The sequence below is a fragment of the Pedobacter superstes genome, from assembly GCF_037622515.1.
GTDB lineage: Bacteria > Bacteroidota > Bacteroidia > Sphingobacteriales > Sphingobacteriaceae > Paradesertivirga > Paradesertivirga superstes.
The window spans coordinates 14,803-37,694 of sequence record NZ_JBBJCN010000010.1; the positions used below are offsets into that span (position 1 = coordinate 14,803).

27 protein-coding genes are annotated in these 22,892 nt (G+C 37.5%); 13 read left to right on the top strand and 14 right to left on the bottom strand.

Features of this window, described 5'->3' with window-relative positions:
* Nucleotides 1-19: 19 nt before the first annotated feature.
* The 7 genes from WG906_RS18155 to WG906_RS18185 all read left to right on the top strand — a co-directional run bounded on the left by WG906_RS18155 (nucleotide 20) and on the right by WG906_RS18185 (nucleotide 6,022).
* Complete coding sequence (locus WG906_RS18155; RefSeq protein ID WP_339994298.1) at nucleotides 20-445, top strand: hypothetical protein; 426 nt, start codon at nucleotides 20-22, stop codon at nucleotides 443-445.
* 656 nt (nucleotides 446-1,101) lie between these two features.
* A complete protein-coding gene (locus WG906_RS18160) occupies nucleotides 1,102-2,055 on the top strand; it encodes an ArdC family protein (protein ID WP_339994299.1) in 954 nt (317 codons plus the stop codon).
* Nucleotides 2,056-2,084: 29 nt separating this feature from the next.
* A complete protein-coding gene (locus WG906_RS18165) occupies nucleotides 2,085-2,486 on the top strand; it encodes a PcfK-like family protein (RefSeq protein ID WP_339994300.1) in 402 nt (133 codons plus the stop codon).
* A gap of 5 nt (nucleotides 2,487-2,491) precedes the next feature.
* Nucleotides 2,492-3,838, top strand: coding sequence for a PcfJ domain-containing protein (locus WG906_RS18170; RefSeq protein ID WP_339994301.1), 1,347 nt, complete (start codon nucleotides 2,492-2,494; stop codon nucleotides 3,836-3,838).
* Nucleotides 3,839-4,302: 464 nt separating this feature from the next.
* Complete coding sequence (locus WG906_RS18175; RefSeq protein ID WP_339994302.1) at nucleotides 4,303-4,638, top strand: hypothetical protein; 336 nt, start codon at nucleotides 4,303-4,305, stop codon at nucleotides 4,636-4,638.
* A 208-nt stretch (nucleotides 4,639-4,846) separates the two neighbouring features.
* Nucleotides 4,847-5,209: a hypothetical protein gene (locus tag WG906_RS18180; protein ID WP_339994303.1), complete on the top strand. Its 363-nt coding sequence runs from the start codon at nucleotides 4,847-4,849 to the stop codon at nucleotides 5,207-5,209.
* A 567-nt stretch (nucleotides 5,210-5,776) separates the two neighbouring features.
* Entirely contained in the window at nucleotides 5,777-6,022 is a 246-nt protein-coding gene (locus WG906_RS18185) for a hypothetical protein (RefSeq protein WP_339994305.1), read from the top strand.
* A gap of 145 nt (nucleotides 6,023-6,167) precedes the next feature.
* Here the strand turns inward: WG906_RS18185 and WG906_RS18190 are convergent, their stop codons facing one another.
* Nucleotides 6,168-6,383, bottom strand: a complete 216-nt coding sequence (locus WG906_RS18190; RefSeq protein WP_339994307.1) for a hypothetical protein — start codon at nucleotides 6,381-6,383, stop codon at nucleotides 6,168-6,170.
* Nucleotides 6,384-6,675: 292 nt separating this feature from the next.
* Between WG906_RS18190 and WG906_RS18195 the strand changes: the two genes are divergently transcribed.
* A complete protein-coding gene (locus tag WG906_RS18195) occupies nucleotides 6,676-7,086 on the top strand; it encodes a thermonuclease family protein (protein WP_339994308.1) in 411 nt (136 codons plus the stop codon).
* 57 nt (nucleotides 7,087-7,143) lie between these two features.
* Nucleotides 7,144-7,605, top strand: coding sequence for a hypothetical protein (locus WG906_RS18200; RefSeq protein WP_339994310.1), 462 nt, complete (start codon nucleotides 7,144-7,146; stop codon nucleotides 7,603-7,605).
* Between the two features lie 344 nt (nucleotides 7,606-7,949).
* Here WG906_RS18200 and WG906_RS18205 read toward each other — a convergent pair whose 3' ends face one another.
* Both WG906_RS18205 and WG906_RS18210 read right to left on the bottom strand, forming a co-directional pair.
* A complete protein-coding gene (locus WG906_RS18205) occupies nucleotides 7,950-8,171 on the bottom strand; it encodes a histone H1 (protein WP_339994311.1) in 222 nt (73 codons plus the stop codon).
* 324 nt (nucleotides 8,172-8,495) lie between these two features.
* Nucleotides 8,496-9,515, bottom strand: a complete 1,020-nt coding sequence (locus WG906_RS18210) for a PDDEXK nuclease domain-containing protein (RefSeq protein ID WP_339994312.1) — start codon at nucleotides 9,513-9,515, stop codon at nucleotides 8,496-8,498.
* 427 nt (nucleotides 9,516-9,942) lie between these two features.
* Between WG906_RS18210 and WG906_RS18215 the strand changes: the two genes are divergently transcribed.
* The 4 genes from WG906_RS18215 to WG906_RS18230 all read left to right on the top strand — a co-directional run bounded on the left by WG906_RS18215 (nucleotide 9,943) and on the right by WG906_RS18230 (nucleotide 13,264).
* Nucleotides 9,943-11,013 (top strand): replication initiation protein, encoded by a 1,071-nt coding sequence (locus WG906_RS18215; RefSeq protein ID WP_339994313.1) that lies wholly within the window; start codon nucleotides 9,943-9,945, stop codon nucleotides 11,011-11,013.
* 1,306 nt (nucleotides 11,014-12,319) lie between these two features.
* Nucleotides 12,320-12,727, top strand: coding sequence for a single-stranded DNA-binding protein (locus tag WG906_RS18220; protein WP_339994315.1), 408 nt, complete (start codon nucleotides 12,320-12,322; stop codon nucleotides 12,725-12,727).
* Nucleotides 12,728-12,734: 7 nt separating this feature from the next.
* Complete coding sequence (locus WG906_RS18225; RefSeq protein ID WP_339994316.1) at nucleotides 12,735-13,034, top strand: hypothetical protein; 300 nt, start codon at nucleotides 12,735-12,737, stop codon at nucleotides 13,032-13,034.
* An 11-nt stretch (nucleotides 13,035-13,045) separates the two neighbouring features.
* A complete protein-coding gene (locus WG906_RS18230; protein ID WP_339994317.1) occupies nucleotides 13,046-13,264 on the top strand; it encodes a hypothetical protein in 219 nt (72 codons plus the stop codon).
* Between the two features lie 194 nt (nucleotides 13,265-13,458).
* Here WG906_RS18230 and traN read toward each other — a convergent pair whose 3' ends face one another.
* From traN to WG906_RS18285, 11 genes are all read right to left on the bottom strand, one after another.
* A complete protein-coding gene (gene traN, locus WG906_RS18235; protein ID WP_339994318.1) occupies nucleotides 13,459-14,379 on the bottom strand; it encodes a conjugative transposon protein TraN in 921 nt (306 codons plus the stop codon).
* 19 nt (nucleotides 14,380-14,398) lie between these two features.
* Nucleotides 14,399-15,580, bottom strand: coding sequence for a conjugative transposon protein TraM (traM, locus tag WG906_RS18240; RefSeq protein WP_339994319.1), 1,182 nt, complete (start codon nucleotides 15,578-15,580; stop codon nucleotides 14,399-14,401).
* 17 nt (nucleotides 15,581-15,597) lie between these two features.
* Nucleotides 15,598-16,044 carry a hypothetical protein gene (locus WG906_RS18245; RefSeq protein ID WP_339994320.1) on the bottom strand — a complete coding sequence of 149 codons (447 nt, stop codon included), beginning with the start codon at nucleotides 16,042-16,044 and terminating at the stop codon, nucleotides 15,598-15,600.
* A 58-nt stretch (nucleotides 16,045-16,102) separates the two neighbouring features.
* Nucleotides 16,103-16,723, bottom strand: coding sequence for a conjugative transposon protein TraK (gene traK, locus WG906_RS18250; protein ID WP_431844493.1), 621 nt, complete (start codon nucleotides 16,721-16,723; stop codon nucleotides 16,103-16,105).
* Between the two features lie 8 nt (nucleotides 16,724-16,731).
* Nucleotides 16,732-17,787 (bottom strand): conjugative transposon protein TraJ, encoded by a 1,056-nt coding sequence (gene traJ / locus WG906_RS18255; RefSeq protein ID WP_339994321.1) that lies wholly within the window; start codon nucleotides 17,785-17,787, stop codon nucleotides 16,732-16,734.
* A 13-nt stretch (nucleotides 17,788-17,800) separates the two neighbouring features.
* Entirely contained in the window at nucleotides 17,801-18,415 is a 615-nt protein-coding gene (locus WG906_RS18260) for a hypothetical protein (protein ID WP_339994323.1), read from the bottom strand.
* 19 nt (nucleotides 18,416-18,434) lie between these two features.
* Nucleotides 18,435-18,866: a hypothetical protein gene (locus tag WG906_RS18265; protein WP_339994324.1), complete on the bottom strand. Its 432-nt coding sequence runs from the start codon at nucleotides 18,864-18,866 to the stop codon at nucleotides 18,435-18,437.
* Between the two features lie 10 nt (nucleotides 18,867-18,876).
* On the bottom strand, nucleotides 18,877-21,378 hold the full coding sequence (locus WG906_RS18270) for a TraG family conjugative transposon ATPase (protein WP_339994325.1): 2,502 nt from the start codon (nucleotides 21,376-21,378) through the stop codon (nucleotides 18,877-18,879).
* Between the two features lie 24 nt (nucleotides 21,379-21,402).
* Nucleotides 21,403-21,732, bottom strand: coding sequence for a DUF4133 domain-containing protein (locus WG906_RS18275; protein WP_339994326.1), 330 nt, complete (start codon nucleotides 21,730-21,732; stop codon nucleotides 21,403-21,405).
* 5 nt (nucleotides 21,733-21,737) lie between these two features.
* Nucleotides 21,738-21,983, bottom strand: a complete 246-nt coding sequence (locus WG906_RS18280; RefSeq protein WP_431844494.1) for a DUF4134 domain-containing protein — start codon at nucleotides 21,981-21,983, stop codon at nucleotides 21,738-21,740.
* A 112-nt stretch (nucleotides 21,984-22,095) separates the two neighbouring features.
* On the bottom strand, nucleotides 22,096-22,875 hold the full coding sequence (locus WG906_RS18285; protein ID WP_339994328.1) for a hypothetical protein: 780 nt from the start codon (nucleotides 22,873-22,875) through the stop codon (nucleotides 22,096-22,098).
* Between the last annotated feature and the right edge of the window lie 17 nt (nucleotides 22,876-22,892).

Consider the following 22,892-nt stretch of genomic DNA (forward strand, 5'->3'; position numbering starts at 1 on the left):
CTACCACATTGAATCTATCATGAAACATATTGCTTTACTTGCTTCCCTCCTATTTCTGACAGTTTTTAGTTTTGCTCAGGAATCCGTAAATAACTTCACTGTTAAGGACAATGAAATTATCTGGCAAAAGGTATATGACACTCCCTTATCCTTTCAGGCTTTAACCGATGTGATAAAATCCAGCGGACTTATCAATAACATTCAGGTAGCCGAGAATAAAATTTCAGGCGAGCTTAAACCTATCGATGCGGATTTTAAAGCTGCGGGTTATTCTGAAATGCTTACTCCTATGTATGTTTCCCGAAGTCATATCGCCGGGTTCCTGAACATTGATTATAAAGAAGGCAAATACAGGGTTACCTTAAGCAAAATTGAGCTTACCCAAAATACAGCGACGGGCTCTCTCAGTTGGGGGAAAAATCTACGCTTGATTCTTATGGCTTAAAGAACAGCAAGACGGAGTTTACTAACGGATTCAAAAAATCTCCAAGCATCATTCTGAACTATTCTTTTGATAAAAAATTCCACTTTAAAGCTGAACAGAAAAGCGACTGGTAGACACTATCCATCAGATCTAAATTACCCCTGCTCCCTTCCCGAAATCGGCTAATTTTTATCCCCTTTTTGACTACTGCTGCCGTCCTTCTTCGCCCCGGACGCGCCCTTTAAATCCGGTTGCTTACCTTGTTCTCATCTGTCCTTACAGCAGTAGCCAGCGCTCAATGCAGAATGTCAATTTCCTTTTTAACCGCTTCGCTCCGGGAAATTGCCATACAGCATTTTTAAACCCCATGCTCATTAAAAATTCTGTGTTCGCCCTCCCGGCCAGCTCCTCAAAATGTAGATAAAACTTTTTCTGGTTACCGCTACTCCGGATCCTGATGCACCCTATAATGTAGACGAAATCTTTCAAAACCTTTCTCCAGCTCGGCGCCGGCCGGAATCCTTTTTAGACAAATCAAAACAAAGGGTAAGTAAGGGGAAAAAAAATTTGGGTCGGGTAAAGTTGTTGAGAAATTAGCTATACAAAAACGTATAATTAACTATTCTATTTCGTATATTTACATAACGAAAGAAAGAGACAAAAAAAACATAATACCTATGAAAGCGAACGATAAATTAAACCAACTGGCAGAGCGTGTGACGGGCGAAATAATCGAATTACTTGAAAACGGTATAGTAGCATGGCATAAGCCCTGGACGGCTCACGGGATGCCTCAAAACGTGATAACTAAACGTAATTATGACGGCTTTAATGCTTTTTATCTTAATCTCATAACCATGAGAAAGGAGTATTCGGCTCCGTTTTTCCTCACCTTCAAACAGGCTCAACAGAAAGGCGGACATGTGAAAAAAGGGGAAAAGGGTTATTCTATTGTTTTTTGGAAAATTGATACGGTTTTAAAAGGCGTTACAACCGACGAAGAGACCGGGGAAGAGCAATCTAAATTTGGAAAGCGTTTTACTCCCTTTATCTGGACAGTTTTTAATATTGACCAAATTGAGGGTATTTCTTTTGATACCACCTTTAGGGAAAGAACACCCAACGAAATCATAGATGCCTGCCAACAGTTGGTTGACAATATGCCACATGCACCCCTAATCAGTCATGGAGGTAATGAAGCGTTTTATTCCCCATCCCTTGATATGGTGCAAATACCTGATAGGAATGACTTTAAAAATTCTGAACTCTACTATTCTGTTCTCTTCCATGAATTAATACACAGTACAGGTCATAAAGCTAGACTTGACCGCTTCGCAGAACAGGAAAGCCCTGCCCGTTTTGGAAATGCTGAATATTCAAAAGAGGAATTGGTTGCAGAGCTTGCAGCCGCTTTTCTATGTGCTCAAACAGGTTTAATTAATCAAACCATTCAATCATCAGCAGCCTACATCAAAGGCTGGCTCAAAGCCTTGAAAAACGATAAAAGCCTCATTTTATCAGCAGCTACCAAGGCAGGTAAAGCAGCAAATTTCATTATCGGAAATAATTCAGCCGAAGAAACAGAAACACAGGAAGATGAGCAAGGCACCTTTCAACGTGCCGTTGCATAAACAGATTGAATCAACATCATACCATCACCATGAAATCGACAGACGCATTTAAAAAGACCATCACCGAGCATCTTGAAATAGTTGCTCGGCAAGATTCCCTCTTCGCAGAAAAGTTTAATAACCCGAATAAAAATATTGATGACTGTATCACCTACATTCTGAATACAGTACAAAAAAGTGGTTTTGTTGGCTTTACTGATGATGAAGTTTTCGGAATGGCTATTCATTACTATGACGAGGAATCCATTGATATAGGTAAGGATATTAACTGCCACATGGTTATTAACCACCGCCCTGATCCTACCCTGGAGGAAATTGAGGAAGCTAAAAAAATTGCTTTACAGCAGTTGGTAGATGAACAAAAGAGGAAGCTTACAGCAAAACCGCTTAAAACGAAAGTAGAACTGACTGAAAACCCAACTTTATTTTAATTGCCATGAGACCAAAAACAAGACAGCAACACCGGGTAATAGAATTAAGTTCTAAGTTACCCAACCTAGAAAAAACAGTAACACCTTGGGCGTTTGAAAAAGTCATAAAACATTTAGCCTACCGAAATAAATCCAATACCTCCTGCTTAAGCTGTGGCCATGTGTGGAAGGGTAACGACATACACAAAAAAGATGTTTGTCCCTCCTGCAAACGCAGGGTAACGGTTGAAGATAGCCGGAAAAAGAAACTTTCTCAACTTGTTTACTTCGCAGTTATTGATACCTGTGATGAGTTCCAACTTAACCGATATTTTCAAATGCGTACCTATCATAAATCCGGACAAGAACCACGTATCTATTTACAGGAAATCGTTCAGCAATTTATGAAACCTGATGGCAAACATGAACTTGTTGCCAGAAACAGAGGTGGAATGAGTTATTATCAAAACCACAATTTCAGCGGAGAACTGGAAATCAGAGATAGAACTTACATGCATGGCAAATACAACATTTGGCCGAGCAAAATCTATCCGAAAATGAAATACCTGCCGATTTATAAACGTAACGGCTTTAAAGGAAATTTTGGTGAAAGTACTCCCTTTGATATTTTCAATTACATACTAAAGGACAGCAAAGCGGAAACCCTGATTAAAACGAAACAATATAGTTTGCTCGATGTGAGGTTTTCCTCAAAGTCTGAAAAGATTGAAAAATTCTGGAATTCAATTAAAATCTGCATTAGGAACGGATATATTGTAAAAGATGCCCTAACCTTTCTTGATTATCTACAGTTATTAGAATTCTTTAAGAAAGACCTCTATAATTCAAAATTTGTCTGCCCTGAAAATTTAAAACAGGTACACGATAAACTTGTGGCTAAGAAAAGGAAAATTGACAGGCTTATTCAGATTCAACAGGATAAAGAGTTTGAGGCACGAAGGGCATTAGAAAAACAACGTGAACGGGAGGAAAGAATCAGCCGGATGGATGCCGACCAGCTTGAATACGTTTCTACTAAGAGTTACTATTTCAGACTTCAATTTACTGACGGAGACCTTACAATTAAAGTTTTAGAGAGTGTTCAGGAGTTCCTTTTAGAAGGCGACACGCTTAACCATTGTGTTTTCACCAACGAGTACTACAAAGAAGAAGACTCACTTATCTTATCAGCAAGAATTAACGGGGTCAGCATAGAAACGATTGAGGTATCATTATCGGAATTAAGAATTATCCAATCCAGAGGTAAGAATAATCAACCGACAGCGCATAGCGAAAGGGTTAGGAAATTGGTACAGAAAAATATGAGGCACATTGCCAAGATTTCAAAATCGGCCTTAATGGTAGCCGCATAATTTCACTGGAATGAGTGATAATATCAATAAAATCATTACTTTTAAAATAACCATAATATCCGGTTGCCTGGCCTCAGGCACCGGATTATGACCGGGAAACAAATATCTACTACTATGGAAATCAAATTTCAATCCGGTGATGGAGTATCGTTTAATGATATTATTACTAGATCATATTTAATTTTAATGACGGCCGATTTTTAATAGCCGGTTACGGTTTCCCTGTTTTGCAGGGCGAACTTACAAAGGCATATCATGTAGAAAGGGAGGAAGATGAAACTACTGTCCATAGTAATTAAGGTATTATTCTGGTTGCTCTATCTCGTAGCAGACCTGATTTGGAAATGTGCGGTACTCCTCCTATCGATTTCTTTAACCTTGATAATCATCCTGTTTATTTCAGTCATAGGGAGTATGTTCAGCAGTTTGCGGAATGTACCAAGCTAATTTTAAAATTCAAGAGTATGTCAGAAGAAGATATCAAAGATGTAAAAGAGTTGTATTTAAGGAATTTGAGCCAGGACGAGAGTGCCGAGGTGAAAACTTTACAACTAATGTTCTCTGAAAAGACGGCAACAGGAGCAGCGAAGCGAGCGATGTTCAACTACAGCAAGCTTCATAAATCCTATACCGAAGCACAGCAGGAAATCAGAGATTTGAAAGCCAAGGTTCGGGAATTGGAAAATAATCTTCAAAACCTGAATTACGATGTGATTAAACATTTTGATTTGGAATTTAAACTCCAAAATTCCAAACGTTCTCTGTTAGCAAAAGTAAACGGGGAACCTACAAAGCCATAAAATAGTAGATAGTTTTAATCCTGGCTCGGTGATCAGCTGTTCACCGGCCAGCTCTATTTGTAGACGAAAATTTTGAATCTACCTTTCTGCAGATCTTCCGGAAGAAAAAATTTGTAGATGAATTGTAAATCTGCCGGAAACGAAGGATTATCAAATATTTTGTTTTTAATTTGAAGAATCCGTTTTTTAAAACCTAACAGTATTTTCAATGATTAAGGTTAAACATCCTTTGGATGATTGTAACACATCTCAGGAAAAACTTTTAAGCCAGTTTGATGAGGGTGAGAGGCGCTTCCATGAATTAATGTTTTCGTATGGAAACTCTGCCTATTTATATCATAGCAGAGCTAGAGAGTTTGAACCCTCGATGACCGATTTTTCGGAATGGCTGGAAGGCCTCGCGCAAAATATCCGAAAAGATATGGAGCAAAAAGGTTTTGAAGCCTGTAAGGGTGTACTTTCATTTACGCGTTATGTGAACGAAAAGAATGATATCGGTATGGAGGAATTTATACAGACACAAATGGGAGAAGAATATCAGGAATACAAAAATATAATCAATCCTGAATAACGATTCAATATTCTAATCAACGTAAATAAAGAGCTTTACAAAAACTATCTTAGTCTTTTTTCCAATCGCGGATCTTCCATATCTAAATTTTCGTAATTGCATTTGTAGATAAATTTTGAGGTAGTTTCTTCTGGCCAGTCGCGGATCCCCACCAGCGCCAAATTAATATGTAGACAATCTCTGGAATTTAACCTGGCTCAAGTTCAAGTCTGCTTCGCTGTTTTGTAGATGATTTGAAAATAATCTAACGACTGATAAACCAATAAGTTAAATAGCGGTAAAATCTTAACTTTGTATCATCGATACAATCTCTTTCCCAGGGATAGAGACTGTTAAATTTTATATAGTTAAGACTTTGCGTTAGCAAAAACTCGAAAAAGGAAACTGGTAATTTCAAAACACAACCGAGGAATAGCAAAACGCACATGCCGTTGGCGTGTGCTTGCTTATTTCGGTTGAAGGTATACCAGTACCTCTTTTTCGGATAAGTTAAGCAGCGCCATCTTTTTTTATATGAGATCGATTTATACATTTATTTTAATACAAATACCTTTTTACCTTATCTTAATGACTGATACCTTAAAGAATAATTCCTTTCCAGGATTCGAATATCCTGTTGAACAACTTTCAAAATATTGCAGGTCCGGAGAAATTTTCACCATCCTGCTACAAACCTGCGAAATCATCAATTTTACAGAAAAAGATGCTTTTTTAAATACAAAGGATAAGCAAGACCAGTTTGAAACCTGGTTGAAGAATCACAGGATAGTGAATATTAAAGAAGAAAGCGCGCATTTAAACAAGAAAAAATAAAATACACGCACCCAAATTATAAAAGATTGAGTATAATTAATTGTCCTTCCCAAAAGGACGTTTTTCATAGGTAGATGTAGGGTTGGACAATAGTTCAACCCTTTTTTCTTTAAAGAATTTTTATACATCCAAAATAAACTACCATTCATTTTTGAGTGCCGGATGCTATTCTTAGAAAATATCTTGCTAAAATTAAGAGAACGGCCATTACTCCTCCTATTACGGGATAAGGTAAATCCACACCACCCAGGAACAAACCCATTAGAGTGAACCAAAGGATTATAATCAGGATAGCCACTATAACAGAATTGGTATGTTTTCCAGTGAGCTTGTCCAATTTGCTCAGATTTCTATTTTCCATTATTTTTTCTTTTGCCCGCAACGATCTTTTTAAAGACGGTTAGCAAGCTGTTTATTAATATGCAAGTTGGGTATATGTATTCTACAAACACCGCCGTAATACCGCCGATCTATGGCCGGAAGTTGAAAGGTCGTAATCTCTCCCGGATTGGTAAACGACAGGGATATTACTAGTGTCAGAGCTGTTTTTATCGTCCCCTCTTATAATAGTATAAGGTATTCCCGATATCCAATCAAGCGCGAAAAATAGAACTGCGGATGATATAGCTATAATTCAAAGGAATTTTTTTATTTTGGTACTGATAAGTAAGTTTTCTTTTTCCCTTTGCTTTCTCTGCATTTCTTTCATAGCCTTTGCCTCTGAAATTCTAACGGGCAAAGTAGTTGCTGTGGCCGATGGTGACACCATTACCATTCTTAACAGTAATTTTCAGCAAGTTAAAATCAGACTGCATGGTATCGATTGTCCCGAGAAGTCCCAGGATTTCGGGCAAAAAGCCACCTCTGATTTATGCTATGGTAAAACGGTTGAAGTGCAGGCACTGGATACTGATCGATACGGAAGAACCATCGGGCTTGTGAAGCTTCCTGATGGGAAAGTATTAAATAAGGAATTACTTAAAGCCGGTTTAGCCTGGCATTATAAACATTACGATAAAAGCGCAGACTTTGCCAGTCTTGAAGAAACTGCCAAAAAAAAATAAAGTGGGTTTATGGGTGCAGCCTAATGCAATTGCCCCCTGGGAATTTAGAACGAGTAGATGAGTTTATTTTTGAAAAAAATCACTAACGGGATCAATAAAATTTATGGTGAAGACCCGTTAAGGAAAGCATTTGCCGTACATATTGTAAACTATATCGTCCATCTGGATAAACAAGAATTTGAATTTAATGTCAGGGACCTGGGTGTTTTCGCCCGTTTAAATGTTGATTATTTGGCGGCTCTGTTGGATGTGGAAGAAATTGACAGGCCTACTCCCTTATTTGAAGCTACCATGCTCATGCTGATGAAGACAAACCTGATTTTTGAAAAAGATTTGAGGTCTGGAAATGATTGGGAAAACACCGTTCATATCAGCGGTTATTCAATTTTTAAAACGATGCAGATGATTCCTGGCGGGAACCGCATGACAAAGGAGGGGAGCGCTCAGGGGGTTATTTATAAGTGTATTTTAACAAACGAATTCTGGAACGATTACGGGTTCCAAATGAATTTGAACTGAACCAAATGAAAAAAGCCTTAACAGGGTTAAGGCCTAATCATTAATTTAAAAAGAACGAATTATCTCGGGGCAAAGCTAAGATTTACAGATGTACTATCCCATCCCTTTTGCTATCTCATATTTAACAGTTATTTCTGAGGGATAGCCTGAATCATCAACCACTTTCAAACATTGAGCGTTCGTATTCAGCCTCAATTCAAGAGCTGCCTAATAATGGTAAAAAAATGTGTCCTGGTATGGTTCCCGATTTTTTTTAGCTTCTTCGATTAATTTTTTTTCAACTTCTGTTTCAGGTGTTAATCCGATCTTACATTCTGACCGGGTGAAATCAATTACAGTGTATTTCATTTACTTACACCTTTACTTCCAGGGCCGAATTTTGCGGTGAGTTCACCACCGTTTTTCAGATCAGTTACTTCTTTCCTTATTTCGGAAGCCAAACCTTTAATGTCCTGTAAAGTTTTTCTAACCCGTGTGCCGGCAGCATTGTTACCGCCATTGTAAAATTTGTCAGCGTCTTTTTCTACTGATGCAATGAGATCTTTGAGTTTATTATATTTTTCCATCGGATATTGTTTAGACCTGTAAGATGCAAAACTGCCTTTAATGTTCCAATAGGTTGAGAAGAACATTTTATCTACAATATATTGTTACTGCCAGCTGGAACTGCACCTTCCTGGAAAGAAAAATGTAGACGATATTTAGGGTTTCTGGATCCGGGTTCTGTTTCCGGAGAGGGCTTTCTGTAGATAGATTTAAGTCAGTTCTTAAAAGAAAAATCTCCAATCTGGGAGAAAGGAGATTTTTAACTAACCAATTATAAGCCATATGTTTATACCAGGTTTCCTGAAAGGTAACCCGGTACCCTTAAAATCTCTATCAAATTTTTTTCAAATCTCCTCTTTTCCAGATGTTTTATCCTGTTTTTCAATTTCCTTTTTTACTTCCTCGATAAGTTGTTGTTCCGTAGGGAGGTATAACCGGTACTCACTTGCGATAATGTGTGTATTATCTTCGGGAAGAGAAATTTTTACAACTGCATTATTCTTTTCGGCACAAAGGAGTATGCCAATTGTCGGCTTTTCAAAATCTTTCTTTTCAAACCGGTCATAATAGTTTACATACATCTGCAACTGTCCAATATCCTGATGCGTGAGTTTATCGGTCTTTATCTCAATAATAACAAAGCATTGTAATAACCTGTTGTAGAATACTAGGTCAATATAAAAATCGTCTCCCTCTATATGTAATCGCTTTTGCCTTGCGACGAAAGTAAAACCGTTCCCAAGTTCAAGCAGGAAATCATGAAGATGGGTAATGATAGCTTGTTCCAGGTCTCTTTCATAATAGGATGATTCCCTTTTGAGCCCCAGGAATTCAAGATACATCGGATCTTTAATAATCTCCCTGGCATTGGAAGCATCTTTTTCATTTCTGGCGACAGCTAAGACGCTTTCCCGATCGTTGCTTGCTAATAGCCTTTCCCAAAGACTGCTATAAATCTGGCGCTCTAACTGCCTTACGGTCCAATTATTTTTAACTGCCTCGGCACAGTAAAAGTCCCGCTTGTCCTGTGAATCCAGACGGATAAGCAGTTTATATTGACTCCAGCTTAATTGCGAATACAGTGTATTCGCATTTGGAAACGTCCGGTAAAACTGACGGAAAAGTTCAACCTGCCTTTTTGAAAAGCCGGTACCATATTGGGGTTCCAGTTGTTCAGCGATATACCTGGTTAAATAACTGCCATAATCAGCGCGGTCCTGCCCTCTCTGTTCCTCTTCAAATATTCTCTGACCAACATTCCAGTACATCAAAGTCCTTTCAAAGTCAATCTGCCGGATTGCCTTGTCCCGAGCATTCTCAATGATTGCTTTAAGATCTGAAATTAGTGATTGATCAGTTAGCATCTTTATAGTTATTGAGATTTAAAAAAAGCATCCTTACTGTTTAAAAGTAGAACAAATTTAACTTCTGGCCAATTAGAATAAACTAAAAGTCGTATTGTAGATGTTTCCAATATAGATACCCGGTGGCTCCCTGTTGGCCAGCCTAAAACTCCCTTTGAATTGTAGATGTTTTTTTACCAGGTAAGCGCTGCAGATCTGATCAGGCCAAGGGTATATGTAGATAATCCTTTTGATAGTGTTTTTTCTTATTTCCCCTTAATTTGAATTTTTTATAGGTAGATAACTATATTTTGGAACAATTACGTATAATATTATCATTGAATTTGTTAGAAATATACATTTTCGTATATTTACAAGACTGAATTTTATATCTGCCTGATGATATCACCAGTTGGATTTACAATATTATAAAAGCTAACTTAGCGTGATGGCCAAAAAGACCAACGTCATAAAAAAAACTGCGAAGAAGAAAGTTCCTATAGAACTTCCTGCGGTTATGACGAAGATTTATCAGCCAAATAGAATCACCAATGCTCATCTACCTTTAACCCTTACTCAATCGAAGATTTTTGCATATGTTATGCTACAACTGCAAAGCGCGATTAAGCCACAGATGAACGGATTGTCTTTTTTGCAACTTGACTTATTTGAAAAAGATAACCCTGATCTGGTTAAACTGATTGTACCTTTAAAGGAGATAGCAACAAGCGCTTCCCAATACCGCGATGTAAAACAAGCAATAAAGGATTTGGCCGCTGTTGTTGTAGCTGTTCCTTACAAAGACGAAAAAGGCAAGGGGATGGAGCGGATCACCGGTTTGATACGCGCCAACATTCCTGACAAAGCGGATTATAATTCAGAGATCCAAATTGAGATAGAAAAGCGTGTTGCAGAGGTGTTAGTGAGGATTGATAAGAACGACAATAATCTACCTGTTAATTATACTTCCTATTACTATGAAACCATATTACGAGCCAAGAGCGTTTATACTCCAAGGCTGTATCCTTTAATTGCCTCCTGGGCTAAAAAAGGTGGTTTTTCAATCTCTATGGATAAACTAAAGGAACATTTGAGTATTCCTGACCAATACCCCCGCTTCTACGATTTCAAAAAGAACGTTCTGGAGCCGGTACAAAAAGACATCTTTGAAAAGGCCCATTGCTGGTTTAACTGTAATGCCAAAGATTTCAAGACCATTGAGAAAAAAGAAGTGATGCTCAACTTCAAAGTTATTACACCTGAATTCCAGGAGGAAATGACCAAGAAGGATGAGACAATACTAGGAATGCTAAGATTACACTTTGGATTTAACAACGAACAAATCCGTAAAGTGGAGGAAATTCTAAAAGACCAGGAAATTAGCCGTCATGCTATCAATCAAAAAATTGTTGAGGTGGAGGACTTTATATTCCGCACCAATAGCGATCATACAAAAGAGCCTATTGAGAATAAGGCGAATTATATGTTAAAAGCTCTGGTGCAACAGTTCGGCAGTTAATGTTGTGTTTTTCTCGTTCATCCCTCCCCTCTTTCATGATATTTGCTATTACCCATTCAAGTTGAGATTTTCTCGTAAATGTTCGTTTAGAGCACATGAAGGCTAGTTAATCCATTCGAAAGTTGAGTTTTTCTCGTTAATATATAGGGTAAAAAAGTTGATATTTTCTCGTCAAACACTAATCAAAGGCACCTATCCATAGCATAACAGGCTATCCGACAGCAAAATAAAATGTTGAGAATTTCTCGTCAATTTCAAAATGGGTATCCGGAGCTAATTTCGAGGATTTTAATAGAAAATAATTGGCAGGGTAATTTTGTAAGAGCAGAAAACACGCACTTATTAACATTTTCGAGCTACGGGAGAGGAAATGTTGAGTTTTGCTCGTAATTCAAAAACGAATGTTGAGTTTTTCTCGTCTAAAATGTTGTGTAAAGCTCGTTTCTAAGTTGTGCTTTACTCGTTTTTATGTTGAGTTTTACTCGTAAAAAATCTTTATAAATTACAGTGTATCAATGCGTTGCGGAGGTCTACAATTATATCAATAGATTAAACAATTCTTTATCAATTATAAAAGGCATTTAGGTTTTGTGGACTTTTTGGACAAAATGGCAGGAATAAAGCAAATTGAAAAGGAAAAATCGATAATCCAAAGATGATAGGGAGGCGCGGGCCCCAAAATGTTGAGTTTTTCTCGTTACTAACCTCCTTCGATCGCGGTCTAGAAAAAGGAATGTTGAGTTTTTCTCGCAAAACCCCGTTTAAACGATTTACAGGGCCTTTTTTAATTTTGCTGCTGAATAAGGTATTTTTAGTCATTTTACTGCCTGAAGATCTAATTCACTTATTTGACGAGGTTTTCTCAACTTTTAAGCTCTGTTCCCACTAAAGATATTCAAAAGTTATCTAATAATTAAATCAGAACATACACTAAGGTCTTAAATCGACATTTGAAATTTATACGCCTTAAATTTCTTGGAAGTACTTATGAATATATACTATTTCGTATATTTAGAGTATTAAGAAGTGAAAGGAAACTGATAGTTAATAGTTGTTAAAAATCAGCGATTTAGCCAACCAAGTTCAACTGATTTTGTTAAGGGAAAATGGTGTATGTAAGAGTTGACGAGTAAATCTCAACTTTTCGCTTGTAAAGCTACTCCGAACCTTACTGCTGTAAGGCCCTCACTGGTTAGAAAGCCGGGTGTAAGTGAATGTAGAGAATCAGCTGAGCGCAGCATATAGGTTAGCAGGTTAATGTTTGAATTTTTTACCATTCAATGAACTAGATATAAAACTACCTATTATGAAATTTACATTCTTATTTACAGGAAGATTAACCCACGATGCAACAATCAAAAATATCTCGGGCGATAGAAACGTGTTGAACTTCACAGTTGCGGTAAACGATTATTATAAGAAGAAAGGTGATGATAGGTACACAAAGGATGTTAGCTACGTTGAATGTTCTTACTGGCGTAACCCTAGTGAATCGCAGTTACCGAGGCTAACTAAAGGTTCCCTAATTCAGGTTGATGGTTTCATTAAGGCCGAAGCTTATAATACTGAAGGTAGAGATGAACCGGTGGCAAAGCTCGTCTGTAAAGTAGAAGATTATGTTGTACTTGTAACCGGTAGTCAAAGTGAAGCTTCTTATTCACCAGGGATTGACGAGGTCCCCGAAAGTTATTATGAAGACTTAGAAAAGCAATAAGCAAAACATGAAGATTCAAGAAGTATCAAAGGAATCAAAAGATGAGAGATATCATAAGGCAAAGATATTACTGGAGAATAACGTAATTCAAACAGTTGATCAACTATATAAGGTGCTGCCAAAAAATGTTATCGCTAATGGTTTAGGAATAAATCCAATCCGTTTCAGTAATAACAGGTCAAAACATCCGGGTCAGTTTAAACTCGATGAATTGATCAGATTATCAGAATTAATAGAAACAGATTTAATGGTACTTGTGAACATTTTTAAATATTCTATCGATAAGGAAAAAGCATCTGAGAACTAATACCATAACCTATGGAACACACAGATAAAATTACACTAACGTATAATGATGAAATTATAAAAATAGAGGCTGGAGAATTGGCTGAAAAATACAGCAACCATCAACAGCAAAAAAACGAGGATATCAGTATTGAAGATTTCATAACTGAATCTTTAGGCTGCCAGATTCCAACGGAATCTACCCAAGAACTGGAAAGCTTTAAGAAGTTCATGACACTACAGGAAAAGTAAATTGTAGATAATTTTTACTCTGTGATTTCCGGCTCGGAACCTGATGGGTACCGTTAGGTTTTATTTTTGTAGATATAATAACAAATTATGTTATATGAGTTATACTTGTGGGAATCAAAAACTTGTGATAAGGTTTAGGTAGCTCCATAATAGAGGTATTATGGAGCATTTTTTTTTTGTAGATGATATAAAATCTACTTTAACACTTTCGCTTGAACAATATCCTTATTAGTAACATTAAACCTCAGATGCCTGCCACCATTTTTTTCGAACATTTCAACCTCCAATACTTTATTATCTGGAATGGTGAAGCGTTGTAAAGCATATACACGGTCTGTTGACGACTTTCCAAGTATAGATTCGCTGCTTCCTGGTGGGCTAAAAACATATAAAGGTGTTACTTCCAGCTCTTGCATCGCTGTACGCTTAGCCACCTCCTTATCTCTTATGTAGAATTTAACAAAATCTATATCGTAATTTAAATTCGATTTGTTCTTTATATACGTTTTATAGAAGATTACATCATCCTTTATGTAAACACCATGTAATGCGAAATGCATATCATTTTTTTCAGCAGACACATCCCGGATATTTCTGCCAGCCTTTGAAGCTTCTTTTCCTAGACGAGCGATTTCAGTTTCACTCATATTTACATCCTCAAATGAAACGATTGCCGAGCCACCTGTTTCCCCTTTTAATACGACTTTCCTACCAACGCCTGAAAAGTCTGAGCCGTTCATGGATATGTTAAGGGTTTTTGGAAAGGGCGAATAATTAACTATGTAAGAATAGTATTTCCCATCTCCTGTTACAACACTTAAGGTAGTCTCGGGAAACCCTTTTGAGTTAGCTTTAACTCTTAAGATATTGTCAACCCCTTCAGCTTTATCCGCTATGATGGACTCGCTACCCAGGTCAACATATTTTATACCCGCAGGGAAGATGATATGTGTTGTTTTATCATAAGAAACCAGTAAGGGATAAGAATTTAGTATCTGGCTATCTTTAAAATTTGATATCGGGGTTGGTGTTACTTGTCCACTAACCACAAATGAAGAAAAGGCAAAAGCCAAAAGTAGAGAGGCTTTTATAAGCCCGAGAGATTTGGATTTCATATCAGTGAGATTTTATTTACTATTTTAAAAAAACGCGGTAATTGGCTTTAACAAAAACCTTGACTTGCTTTGCCTTTTTTCCGGCAAGGGATTTCACAGCACCAATACCTGCATTTGCCGCTTCTACAGCAATTTGTCCGCCAGCGGTTGGAGCGACGATGGTTCCGTTACCAATACTTTGAGCACCATCTGCCATTGCTTCTTTGCCTGCGGTTCTGACTTGAGAACCAGGTATTGAAACACCCTCTATACCATCCACATCATAGACATTTAGATTTACGGGAAGAATATCGTTTTTATACCTGATGCTGGTTATTTCAATATTCAAGCGTTCTGCGCTCAAAGTAGCGGAACCATATACGAATGTATTTTTTGGTACCACAACACCATTAATTGAAATATCATTCAGCAGTCTTAGTTTAACTGTAGAACCGTTTACAACTGTTTGATCCTGGTGAATTGCAGCAGAGAGCGTATTTGAATTTGCGGCAGCTGCCTTCGTTCCTGAAGTATAAAAGGAGTTGCGCTTTTTGGGTTTATCCTGTCGGGTAGTTGTTAATGATGAAACTATTTTCTTCTCTCTACTGGAAGATACTTCCATCACATTTCGTTTTTGCCTCGATGATGCAGAATTGTTGGAACCACTATTTTGCATCATTTGTCTTTCTATCTCCTTTGTGTAAGGATTCTTAGCTAATTCCCGGTTTATATATTCTTCATCGGAAAGACCTGCCGTTGCTTGCTTTCTTTCCATTTCCCTGATCCGTCGATCAATCTCTTTCGCATTGCTTGCTCCGGAAGGGCTTTCATAAAACTTTGTAACCTTTTGGTTCAATTCAGTGGCAGCAGGATCATTCGTTGTCCTTCTCATTGCAATGTTGGAGTTTTCTGATTCAGGATCCTGCGTTTCATCGGGAAATGCATATTCGTCCAAAGCAGTTAACTTTTGCTGGCGTTCCTGTTCTCTTTCAGCATTCTTGTAAGCTTCCAATTTGTCGCTTACAATTTCTTTCGATTGACTTTCAGGCACTGAGGTATTTAAGCCGCTTACTTCCCTGCTATTGGATGCCTGCGTTATCGATCCTCCTCCAAATAGCCAAAAGAGAAACGTCAGTGTTGGCACAACAAAAACAGGTGCCATTAGAGCCATTTTTCGCTGATTTATAAATTCCTGCGAGTATTGATGTGGTTTTTCATTCATAACGGTAGTATTTGATGTTAGGGTTCCCAGATTCTGGGTATTTCATTTTCTTTTAAGGTGTCAGTTTTGGTAAACTCTTTAAGTTGTTTTAAAGCTCTTGCATCTTCCTGATCAAGAATTATTACGCTATCATTAGACTTGGCTTCTTCTGTCCCCGCATGTGGGGCAATGATTGTAGCTTGTTTGATGAAGGGTTTCTTTTCCGGCTGGTAATCCCAAAACAGAGAGGTAAGTGAGAATGCTATACCGAGGATGCAAAACAAACCCAAATATTTCATTTTAGCAGATTTGCTCATTTCCTTGTCTCTTTTGCTTAGGTAGTTAACTAGTCTATCCTGCTTTTTCCAAGTCCAAATTTTCAAAGCGGCAATCATATTTGTTTCTCCCTCCGGAGTCGGGTTGGAAGCAGTGGTGAATCTGTTTTCTGGTGATGTAATTAGCGCACTAATAATTATAAAGAGCATGACCAAAAAAATCATTATGAGTATAAAAGCGAAAGCAAAAAAGAATGTGGCCATGATATTAGCGTTGAACTGTGGTGATATCCTTATTTTCTTTTACTCTCCAACGCTCAATTAAGAATCCGTGAGGATTATTGTCGGACCTTTGAACATCCCTCAGGAAGCAATGACTTATTAAATTTCGGGTTGTAACAGTACTGCTTCGAATAATGGTTTGTGTTGCATAGGTCTGAGCAGAATAAGGAAAGTTCTGCATATCCAACTTTATGCTGTCTATTTGAATTTTCTGACTTACGTTACCCGCAATCAAATTATTGAAGTAACCGTTTTCAATCAGATTTCTGTATTCAGTATTTGCACTCTCATCGGCCAGGTATAAAGCCTGCCTGATGGTATAATCAATGGCTTTTTGATCGGGAGAAAGTGTGAAGAAAAGTTCATGAAATCTCTTTACATGATCCCTCGCTTCCACCGGTCGGTTCTGATTTACATCCTGGGCAAGAGCCAGCATCAAACTTTTTCCCTGATCAAGCACATAGATCTTTTGCCTCTGTTTATTGGCGAAATCGAAGGCCCAAACAACGGTAACAATACATACTATTGCACAAAGTATGATGAAAACAATCATCATCAGGCGCATTTTTCGAAATGAGCTTTCTATGGTTTCTAATGATTTGAACATAATCGTACTTATTTACTGTTATAGCCTTCTAAAAAATGTTTTGGGGCGTTCACTACATTGGAGGCTCCTGATGTTGCTCTTCCGGCTATAGCCCCACCAGCTGCGCCTCCTGCGGCACCGGCCACAGCCGTAGCTCCTCCTCCTACTGCGTTCATCCTTCCGAGTGCAGCAGCTCCACCGGTACTCTGAATTATAAAACTTGAAACTGTTGGAACTGTGCAATAACCAACAATGGCAATTAGCATGAATATCATATAGCCGGTATCTGTTGCATCGAAAGTACTGTCCATGTTTGCTTGCATATCTGCTAAGGACTTATCAAGCATTAGGACCTGGATTTTACCTACCATTGTTCCAAAAATATTTGACACCGGAAGCCATAGTGATATTTGCACATATCGTGCAATCCAGTTTGTCAGAGTCGATTGAAAACCGTCGAAAATTGAAAGTGCAAATGAAATAGGGCCTATTATTGCAAGTACGATCAAAAAGAAAGTTCGAATGGTATCAATCACAAGCGAAACGCCCTGATAAAGAAAGTCCAAGATCTCTCGTAGAAGATCTCTCACAGATTTCTTAATTTGATAGCTAGTTCTTTCCATCATCATTTCCATGCGCTTGCCGACGTCAGTTATTCCTAGCTTATCAAGTTCTGCTTGATATTCTTTATCATCAACTACATACAACTCACCATTACTTTCGTAGGCTTCTTTTTCAATTGCATCCCTTTTGGCTGTGTAAGCAGCGATATCCACATTCTGCTTCTCTACCATGCCTTCTGTCACGGTAACGACTGGGTTCATTATTCCATTTATTGAGGCTAACACTAAGGGGAATATTCCGATACAAAAACCTATCACGAAAGGGCGAAATAATGGATAAAAGTCTATTGGCTCATTGTTTGCCATATGTCGCCAAACACGATTAGCGATATAAAATATTGCTCCAATACCACCAATTGCACGTGCAATACCAATCAACTGACTGCAAAGTGGAAGCATCTCATCATATAAGCTTCTCAGAAGCTGATGCATACTATCCCATTGAATATCCAATAATATCATACTAAAGATTTAGTTATTTTGTAAGACCGTATAACCTCAGGACATTCTTTGTCTCGTTGGTTTTCTTAGCTCGCACATATGATAATTGAATATATTGGTTACTGTAATACTCAACTAGACTTTTGTGCCTTCTTGCTTTTTCGTATGTAGCATTGATTATATCGAATCGTTCTTTATCAGTTAAATTCATATTTGAGGCTTTAGCGCCCATCATCAAATCATCAACAATACTGGAGCTTTCCTTCAATAATTTCGTATATCCATTGCCAATTTCGACTAATTCAGTAGGGGAGAAATTTTTGTCAGTTTTCATCCTGCTATAACTATTGGTATAGACAGAGGCTATCTGGTTGATAGTTTGGAGTGTTTCATACACTTTTTTATAATTCTGAATTGTGGTACTCACTTTCTTCAAAGCATCATACCAAGCTTTTCCCTGATCAAAGATTTTTCTTGTTTCCGCTACACCTTTCACTAATTCTAGTTTGCGCTTAATGCTTTCAATCATATTTGCATATTGCTGGGTAGCTCTTTGAGAGAGACTGGCTGGATCTGCCACTACAATTTGGGCATTTACTTTAATGGAGAACCCGGTTACCATTAGTATTAGGATAATAAATTTTTTCATGGGTGTTGATTTTTAATAATTACTCTCTTCTTTCGTAAATCACTTTTCGATTATTATTAGAATTTAGAACATCGTCATTTGGATCATAAAAAAATGATTGCAAAGAACGCCCACTTTTATTTTTAGGGGTAATTATTACTTTTTCAACCATTTCATCTTTTTCATTTCTACCTTGGCCATTTTCTATCTCGCAAACCATTGCTTTACTTGGATCAGCATTGTCTTTGAATAAAAAATAAACTTTCCCGTCTTCTCTAGCTTCTAGAGTAAAAAAGTAATTCCCATTCGCCTCTTTCCATTTACCCAAATACCCTTTTAAATTTTTAGGCTTTTGGATTTCCGTAGCTACACTATCGGTACTTTCTTTGATAGCGTTACTTTGGCAAGAGTAAAGCAGGCTAACTGAGATAATGAGATAAACTATATGGATGCAGATTTTTACCTGTTTCATTTGTATTATTTTAACTGATTAATTTTTCTCTTTTAATTGTTGCCAGCTCCTTGATAGCCTGTTCAATGCTCCCTCCCTTCTTTTCTGATAAATTGAATAATGTTACTTTCTCAGTTTCTTCGGTGGTATATGCATAATACTCTTCGTATGATACTTCTGTGGCGTAAACAGCACTCTTCACACCACCCAGGCTTATAAATACTTCTTTATAAAGTCGTTTTTGGTCATTATTAAGGTTAATGCTTAATACCTGGTCTTTTTCCTTATCGCTCAACCCTAGTAGATTTTGGATCTCAGAAAACTTATTCATGTATTTACGCTGATCTAATAGAATTTTGCAGTCCGAGTTATTGATGATAGTATCCTTAACTATTGGATTATTGATAATGTCGTCTACCTCCTGGGTTACGACAATTGCTTCACCGAAGAATTTACGAACTGTTTTAAAGAGGTATTTTATATACTCTGCCATCCCCTCTTTTGCAATTGCTTTCCAGGCTTCCTCGATCAGGATCATTTTTCTGATTCCCTTCAGTTTTCGCATTTTATTGATAAAAGTCTCCATGATGATGATGGTGACAACCGGAAAGAGGATTTTATGATCTTTAATATTATCAAGCTCGAAAACTATAAACCGTTTATGCAGCAGATCCAGTTCCTTTTCAGAGTTCAGAAGATAATCGTATTCGCCACCGACATAGTAAGGCTCTAATACATTTAAAAAGTTATCAATATCAAAATCTTTCTCCCGGACATTTTTCTTCTTAAGTACTTCCTTGTAAGGGCCTTGAACAAATTCGTAAAATGTATTAAAGCATGGCTTTATGTTACTACTTTTAAGAGTATGGATATAGAGATTGACAGCGTTAGAAAGGGCAACTTCTTCAGCTCTGGTTGGTTCCTCATTATCACGTTTCCATAAGGTGAAAATCAGCGTCTTTAAACTCTCCTTTTTTTCTATGTCGAAAATGCCATCATCGGTATAAAATGGGTTAAAGGCTATTGGGTTATCCTCGGTATAAGTATAATAAACACCATCTTTTCCCCCTGTCTTTGCATGAATCATTTCGCACAATCCCAAATATGAATTTCCGGTATCGACGAGTACAACATGAGAACCTTGTTCATAGTATTGTCTCACCATATGGTTAGTGAAAAAGGATTTACCTGATCCGGATGGGCCAAGAATGAATTTATTCCTGTTAGTTGTAAAGCCTTTTTTCATCGGCTCATCGGAAATATCAACCAAAATTGGTTTTCCGCTCATGCGATCCACCATTTTAATTCCGAAAGGACTCAAAGAACTACGGTAATTCGTTTCGTTATTGAAAAAGCAGCAGGCCTGTTCGAAAAAGGTGTTAAAACTTTCTTCATTTGGAAAATCAGAGGCATTTCCTGGTATAGCTGCCCAAAATAAAGGCGCGGCATCCGTAGTATTATGCCTTGGCTTACAATCCATTGAAGCAATAGCGGAACTTATTAAGTTACGAAGCTCTTTTAATTGGCTCTTATCCTCAGTCCATATAAAAGCGTTAAAATGACACCTGATTGAGGTTCGATTATTTATTAGCGCTTCATTCAGGTAATGTCCTACGTATTCCTTATTGGCGTCATTTTCCCTGGAATATCTAGAAAGAGAATTCATGTGTCGGGCCTTTTTTTCTAATCCTTTCACTTTCTCCTGATGATCCTCGACAAATAAGTACTGATTATATATATGATTGCATGGCAAGAGCAAGCCAAGCTTACTGGCAAATCCTACTTTAAACTTACTTCTATCTGTACTTAAAGCATCATAACTCCTGTCTGTCCCAACCTCACCGGGCATATCCTCCAGGTCAGAAAGTGTAAACAGATTAAAATACTTGCTTCCAATTTTTAGATCATCGGTTAGGTCAATATCTGATAAAACAGTCTGATCCTCCTGTGTAACGCTGAGGTATTTTTCTATAATGCCGGCTTTCTGATCCGTTCCCACTATATCTTCATTTTTTAAGCGGGTAAGCTGCATTAAGCCACTATCATTCAAAAGAAATTCAATCTGACCTACTGCATTCATAAACTCTGCTATCACTTGTTTGTCCAGCATATCTTTGGGAACCAGTCTGCCTCGACTTAATGAATTGAAGGTACTTTGCACTTTCATTCTGTCAGGGGAGGTTTTTGTGAGAAACAGGTAGCAGTAATGATTCAAAAAAGGTCGTTCATTGAAGTGCCTTTCAAATGAACGGTTAAGAAAACTCAAATTTTCGCTTTCTAGTTCAGGCTTGTAATTTTCTTCTATAAACCAATCCTGTTTATGAAGAATAGAAAACTTAGGAAGGAGCTTTGCGGCTTTTACCCATGTCTGATGAATGTTTTCATAATCCTGTTCCGATAATGTAAACACCTCCGGCAGTTCAACCTTATAGGCAACGGTGATGTCTGCATATAAGCTGATTATACAATCCTGTTCAACTTTATAAATTGGTAGTTTTTTTTCCAGTTCTTCTGCTCTCAGCGCACGTATCATAAATTGAGATGTTTAGTAGATTATTCAGTTAGCCTGGTTCTCTTTATATTTAAAATAAGAGCGTACCCCTTTTCTAACAATAATAAATTTAGGTCGCGAGCGTCTGGCGCTGATCTTCATCAAGCCAAACTGACCATACTTATAATTCATTTTGTAAACGACCATAAATACAGCAGTAGTAAGGACTATGGCAGTAAATGCTATGGCATAGGAACTTATTCCGAAAAGAGCCATAATGGTAGACAGAAGAAATACAAACATCAAGCCCATAACCAGGTATGTTAAGTATTGAGCTTTAAGGCCTTTGAATTCTACTGTGGTGTCAACTTTCCGGTTGACTGGAAACCTTGCCATACATACTATTGAAAAAATGCTTTCAATACCGTTGCAACAATCACGAGAAAGATTGAACTGCCAAACCAACCTGCTGCAACTTTTTGTGTATCTGGATCACCGCTATTCCATTTAGAATAAACTTTAAAAGCGCCTACAAGTCCCATAATTGCTCCTGCGGCATACATAAGTTTTACAGCGGGATCAAAGTAACTCGTAACTTCATCAGTAGCGGCTTCTATCCCTGCAGCTCCCCCACCAGATTGTGCCATAACATTTGCAGCAACAGTAATTAGAGCAGCAGTGATAATCAGACTTTTCGAAAATTGAGTTTTTTCTAGATTTTTTGTTTTCATGGATACGTTATATAGTAGATTAATAAGATTAGGCCTGCCAGTTATTTACCAGATCGTCGATTTTATTTTCATCAAGTAAGGATGCTTTGGCAGATTTTTCTTTAATGTCTTCGAGGTCGAACTTTTCATTTTCATGGAAACTCAATCCATGACGTTCATATACTCTTTTCTTAATATCTTCCAATCCTTTGTTTAACTCAGGATTTTCATTCATCAAACTTCCCCAGAAGTCGTTTTCTTCAAGATTGCTGACTTTATCAATTAATTCTTCCTCAGCTTTTTCTTCAAGAATTCCATTAGAGGATTCAATAGCGACAGCATCTGCTACCAGATCAACGGTTTCAATCACCTCTTCGATTAATAAGCCTCCGTCATTAACTTCCAGTTCTGGATCTTCAAACGGCATAAATTCTTCTTCTAAATCAACATCAAGACTTTCAGCTTGAACCTCCGATAGAATTTCAAGATCTTCCGCACTCACATTTTCCGTTACTGCATGGATTTGTTCAGGTTGTTCTTCTGTTTGAAGTATTCTGATTTCGCTTATTAGTTGTTGCTCATTAGATGGCACTTTTAGGGGAAGTGCATCGATATTATTTATAGGTAAAATTTGAGCTGTTGGAGTTACCTGGTTATCAGGTATACCATTGATCGGTTGGATCAATGTGTTATCCTTACGTTTGCTCCCACTGGAAAACCTGGAAGCTAATTCTTTATTATAGTAAAAGAAAAATACGAAGGCGTAGTAAATGATCAATGCGGCCAGAATAAAAAGAAAATAATCTGACCATGAAATAGATTCCAGCATAGGTATTAATTTTAAAA

Excerpts from the sequence above, each read along its gene's own strand:
- WG906_RS18155 (WP_339994298.1), top strand. The coding sequence starts at position 20 with ATGAAACATATTGCTTTACTTGCTTCCCTCCTATTTCTGACAGTTTTT.
- WG906_RS18160 (WP_339994299.1), top strand. The coding sequence starts at position 1,102 with ATGAAAGCGAACGATAAATTAAACCAACTGGCAGAGCGTGTGACGGGC.
- WG906_RS18165 (WP_339994300.1), top strand. The coding sequence starts at position 2,085 with ATGAAATCGACAGACGCATTTAAAAAGACCATCACCGAGCATCTTGAA.
- WG906_RS18170 (WP_339994301.1), top strand. The coding sequence starts at position 2,492 with ATGAGACCAAAAACAAGACAGCAACACCGGGTAATAGAATTAAGTTCT.
- WG906_RS18175 (WP_339994302.1), top strand. The coding sequence starts at position 4,303 with ATGTCAGAAGAAGATATCAAAGATGTAAAAGAGTTGTATTTAAGGAAT.
- WG906_RS18180 (WP_339994303.1), top strand. The coding sequence starts at position 4,847 with ATGATTAAGGTTAAACATCCTTTGGATGATTGTAACACATCTCAGGAA.
- WG906_RS18185 (WP_339994305.1), top strand. The coding sequence starts at position 5,777 with ATGACTGATACCTTAAAGAATAATTCCTTTCCAGGATTCGAATATCCT.
- WG906_RS18190 (WP_339994307.1), bottom strand. The coding sequence starts at position 6,383 with ATGGAAAATAGAAATCTGAGCAAATTGGACAAGCTCACTGGAAAACAT.
- WG906_RS18200 (WP_339994310.1), top strand. The coding sequence starts at position 7,144 with ATGAGTTTATTTTTGAAAAAAATCACTAACGGGATCAATAAAATTTAT.
- WG906_RS18205 (WP_339994311.1), bottom strand. The coding sequence starts at position 8,171 with ATGGAAAAATATAATAAACTCAAAGATCTCATTGCATCAGTAGAAAAA.
- WG906_RS18210 (WP_339994312.1), bottom strand. The coding sequence starts at position 9,515 with ATGCTAACTGATCAATCACTAATTTCAGATCTTAAAGCAATCATTGAG.
- WG906_RS18215 (WP_339994313.1), top strand. The coding sequence starts at position 9,943 with ATGGCCAAAAAGACCAACGTCATAAAAAAAACTGCGAAGAAGAAAGTT.
- WG906_RS18220 (WP_339994315.1), top strand. The coding sequence starts at position 12,320 with ATGAAATTTACATTCTTATTTACAGGAAGATTAACCCACGATGCAACA.
- WG906_RS18225 (WP_339994316.1), top strand. The coding sequence starts at position 12,735 with ATGAAGATTCAAGAAGTATCAAAGGAATCAAAAGATGAGAGATATCAT.
- WG906_RS18230 (WP_339994317.1), top strand. The coding sequence starts at position 13,046 with ATGGAACACACAGATAAAATTACACTAACGTATAATGATGAAATTATA.
- traN (WP_339994318.1), bottom strand. The coding sequence starts at position 14,379 with ATGAAATCCAAATCTCTCGGGCTTATAAAAGCCTCTCTACTTTTGGCT.
- traM (WP_339994319.1), bottom strand. The coding sequence starts at position 15,580 with ATGAATGAAAAACCACATCAATACTCGCAGGAATTTATAAATCAGCGA.
- WG906_RS18245 (WP_339994320.1), bottom strand. The coding sequence starts at position 16,044 with ATGCTCTTTATAATTATTAGTGCGCTAATTACATCACCAGAAAACAGA.
- traK (WP_431844493.1), bottom strand. The coding sequence starts at position 16,723 with ATGTTCAAATCATTAGAAACCATAGAAAGCTCATTTCGAAAAATGCGC.
- traJ (WP_339994321.1), bottom strand. The coding sequence starts at position 17,787 with ATGATATTATTGGATATTCAATGGGATAGTATGCATCAGCTTCTGAGA.
- WG906_RS18260 (WP_339994323.1), bottom strand. The coding sequence starts at position 18,415 with ATGAAAAAATTTATTATCCTAATACTAATGGTAACCGGGTTCTCCATT.
- WG906_RS18265 (WP_339994324.1), bottom strand. The coding sequence starts at position 18,866 with ATGAAACAGGTAAAAATCTGCATCCATATAGTTTATCTCATTATCTCA.
- WG906_RS18270 (WP_339994325.1), bottom strand. The coding sequence starts at position 21,378 with ATGATACGTGCGCTGAGAGCAGAAGAACTGGAAAAAAAACTACCAATT.
- WG906_RS18275 (WP_339994326.1), bottom strand. The coding sequence starts at position 21,732 with ATGGCAAGGTTTCCAGTCAACCGGAAAGTTGACACCACAGTAGAATTC.
- WG906_RS18280 (WP_431844494.1), bottom strand. The coding sequence starts at position 21,983 with ATGGCACAATCTGGTGGGGGAGCTGCAGGGATAGAAGCCGCTACTGAT.
- WG906_RS18285 (WP_339994328.1), bottom strand. The coding sequence starts at position 22,875 with ATGCTGGAATCTATTTCATGGTCAGATTATTTTCTTTTTATTCTGGCC.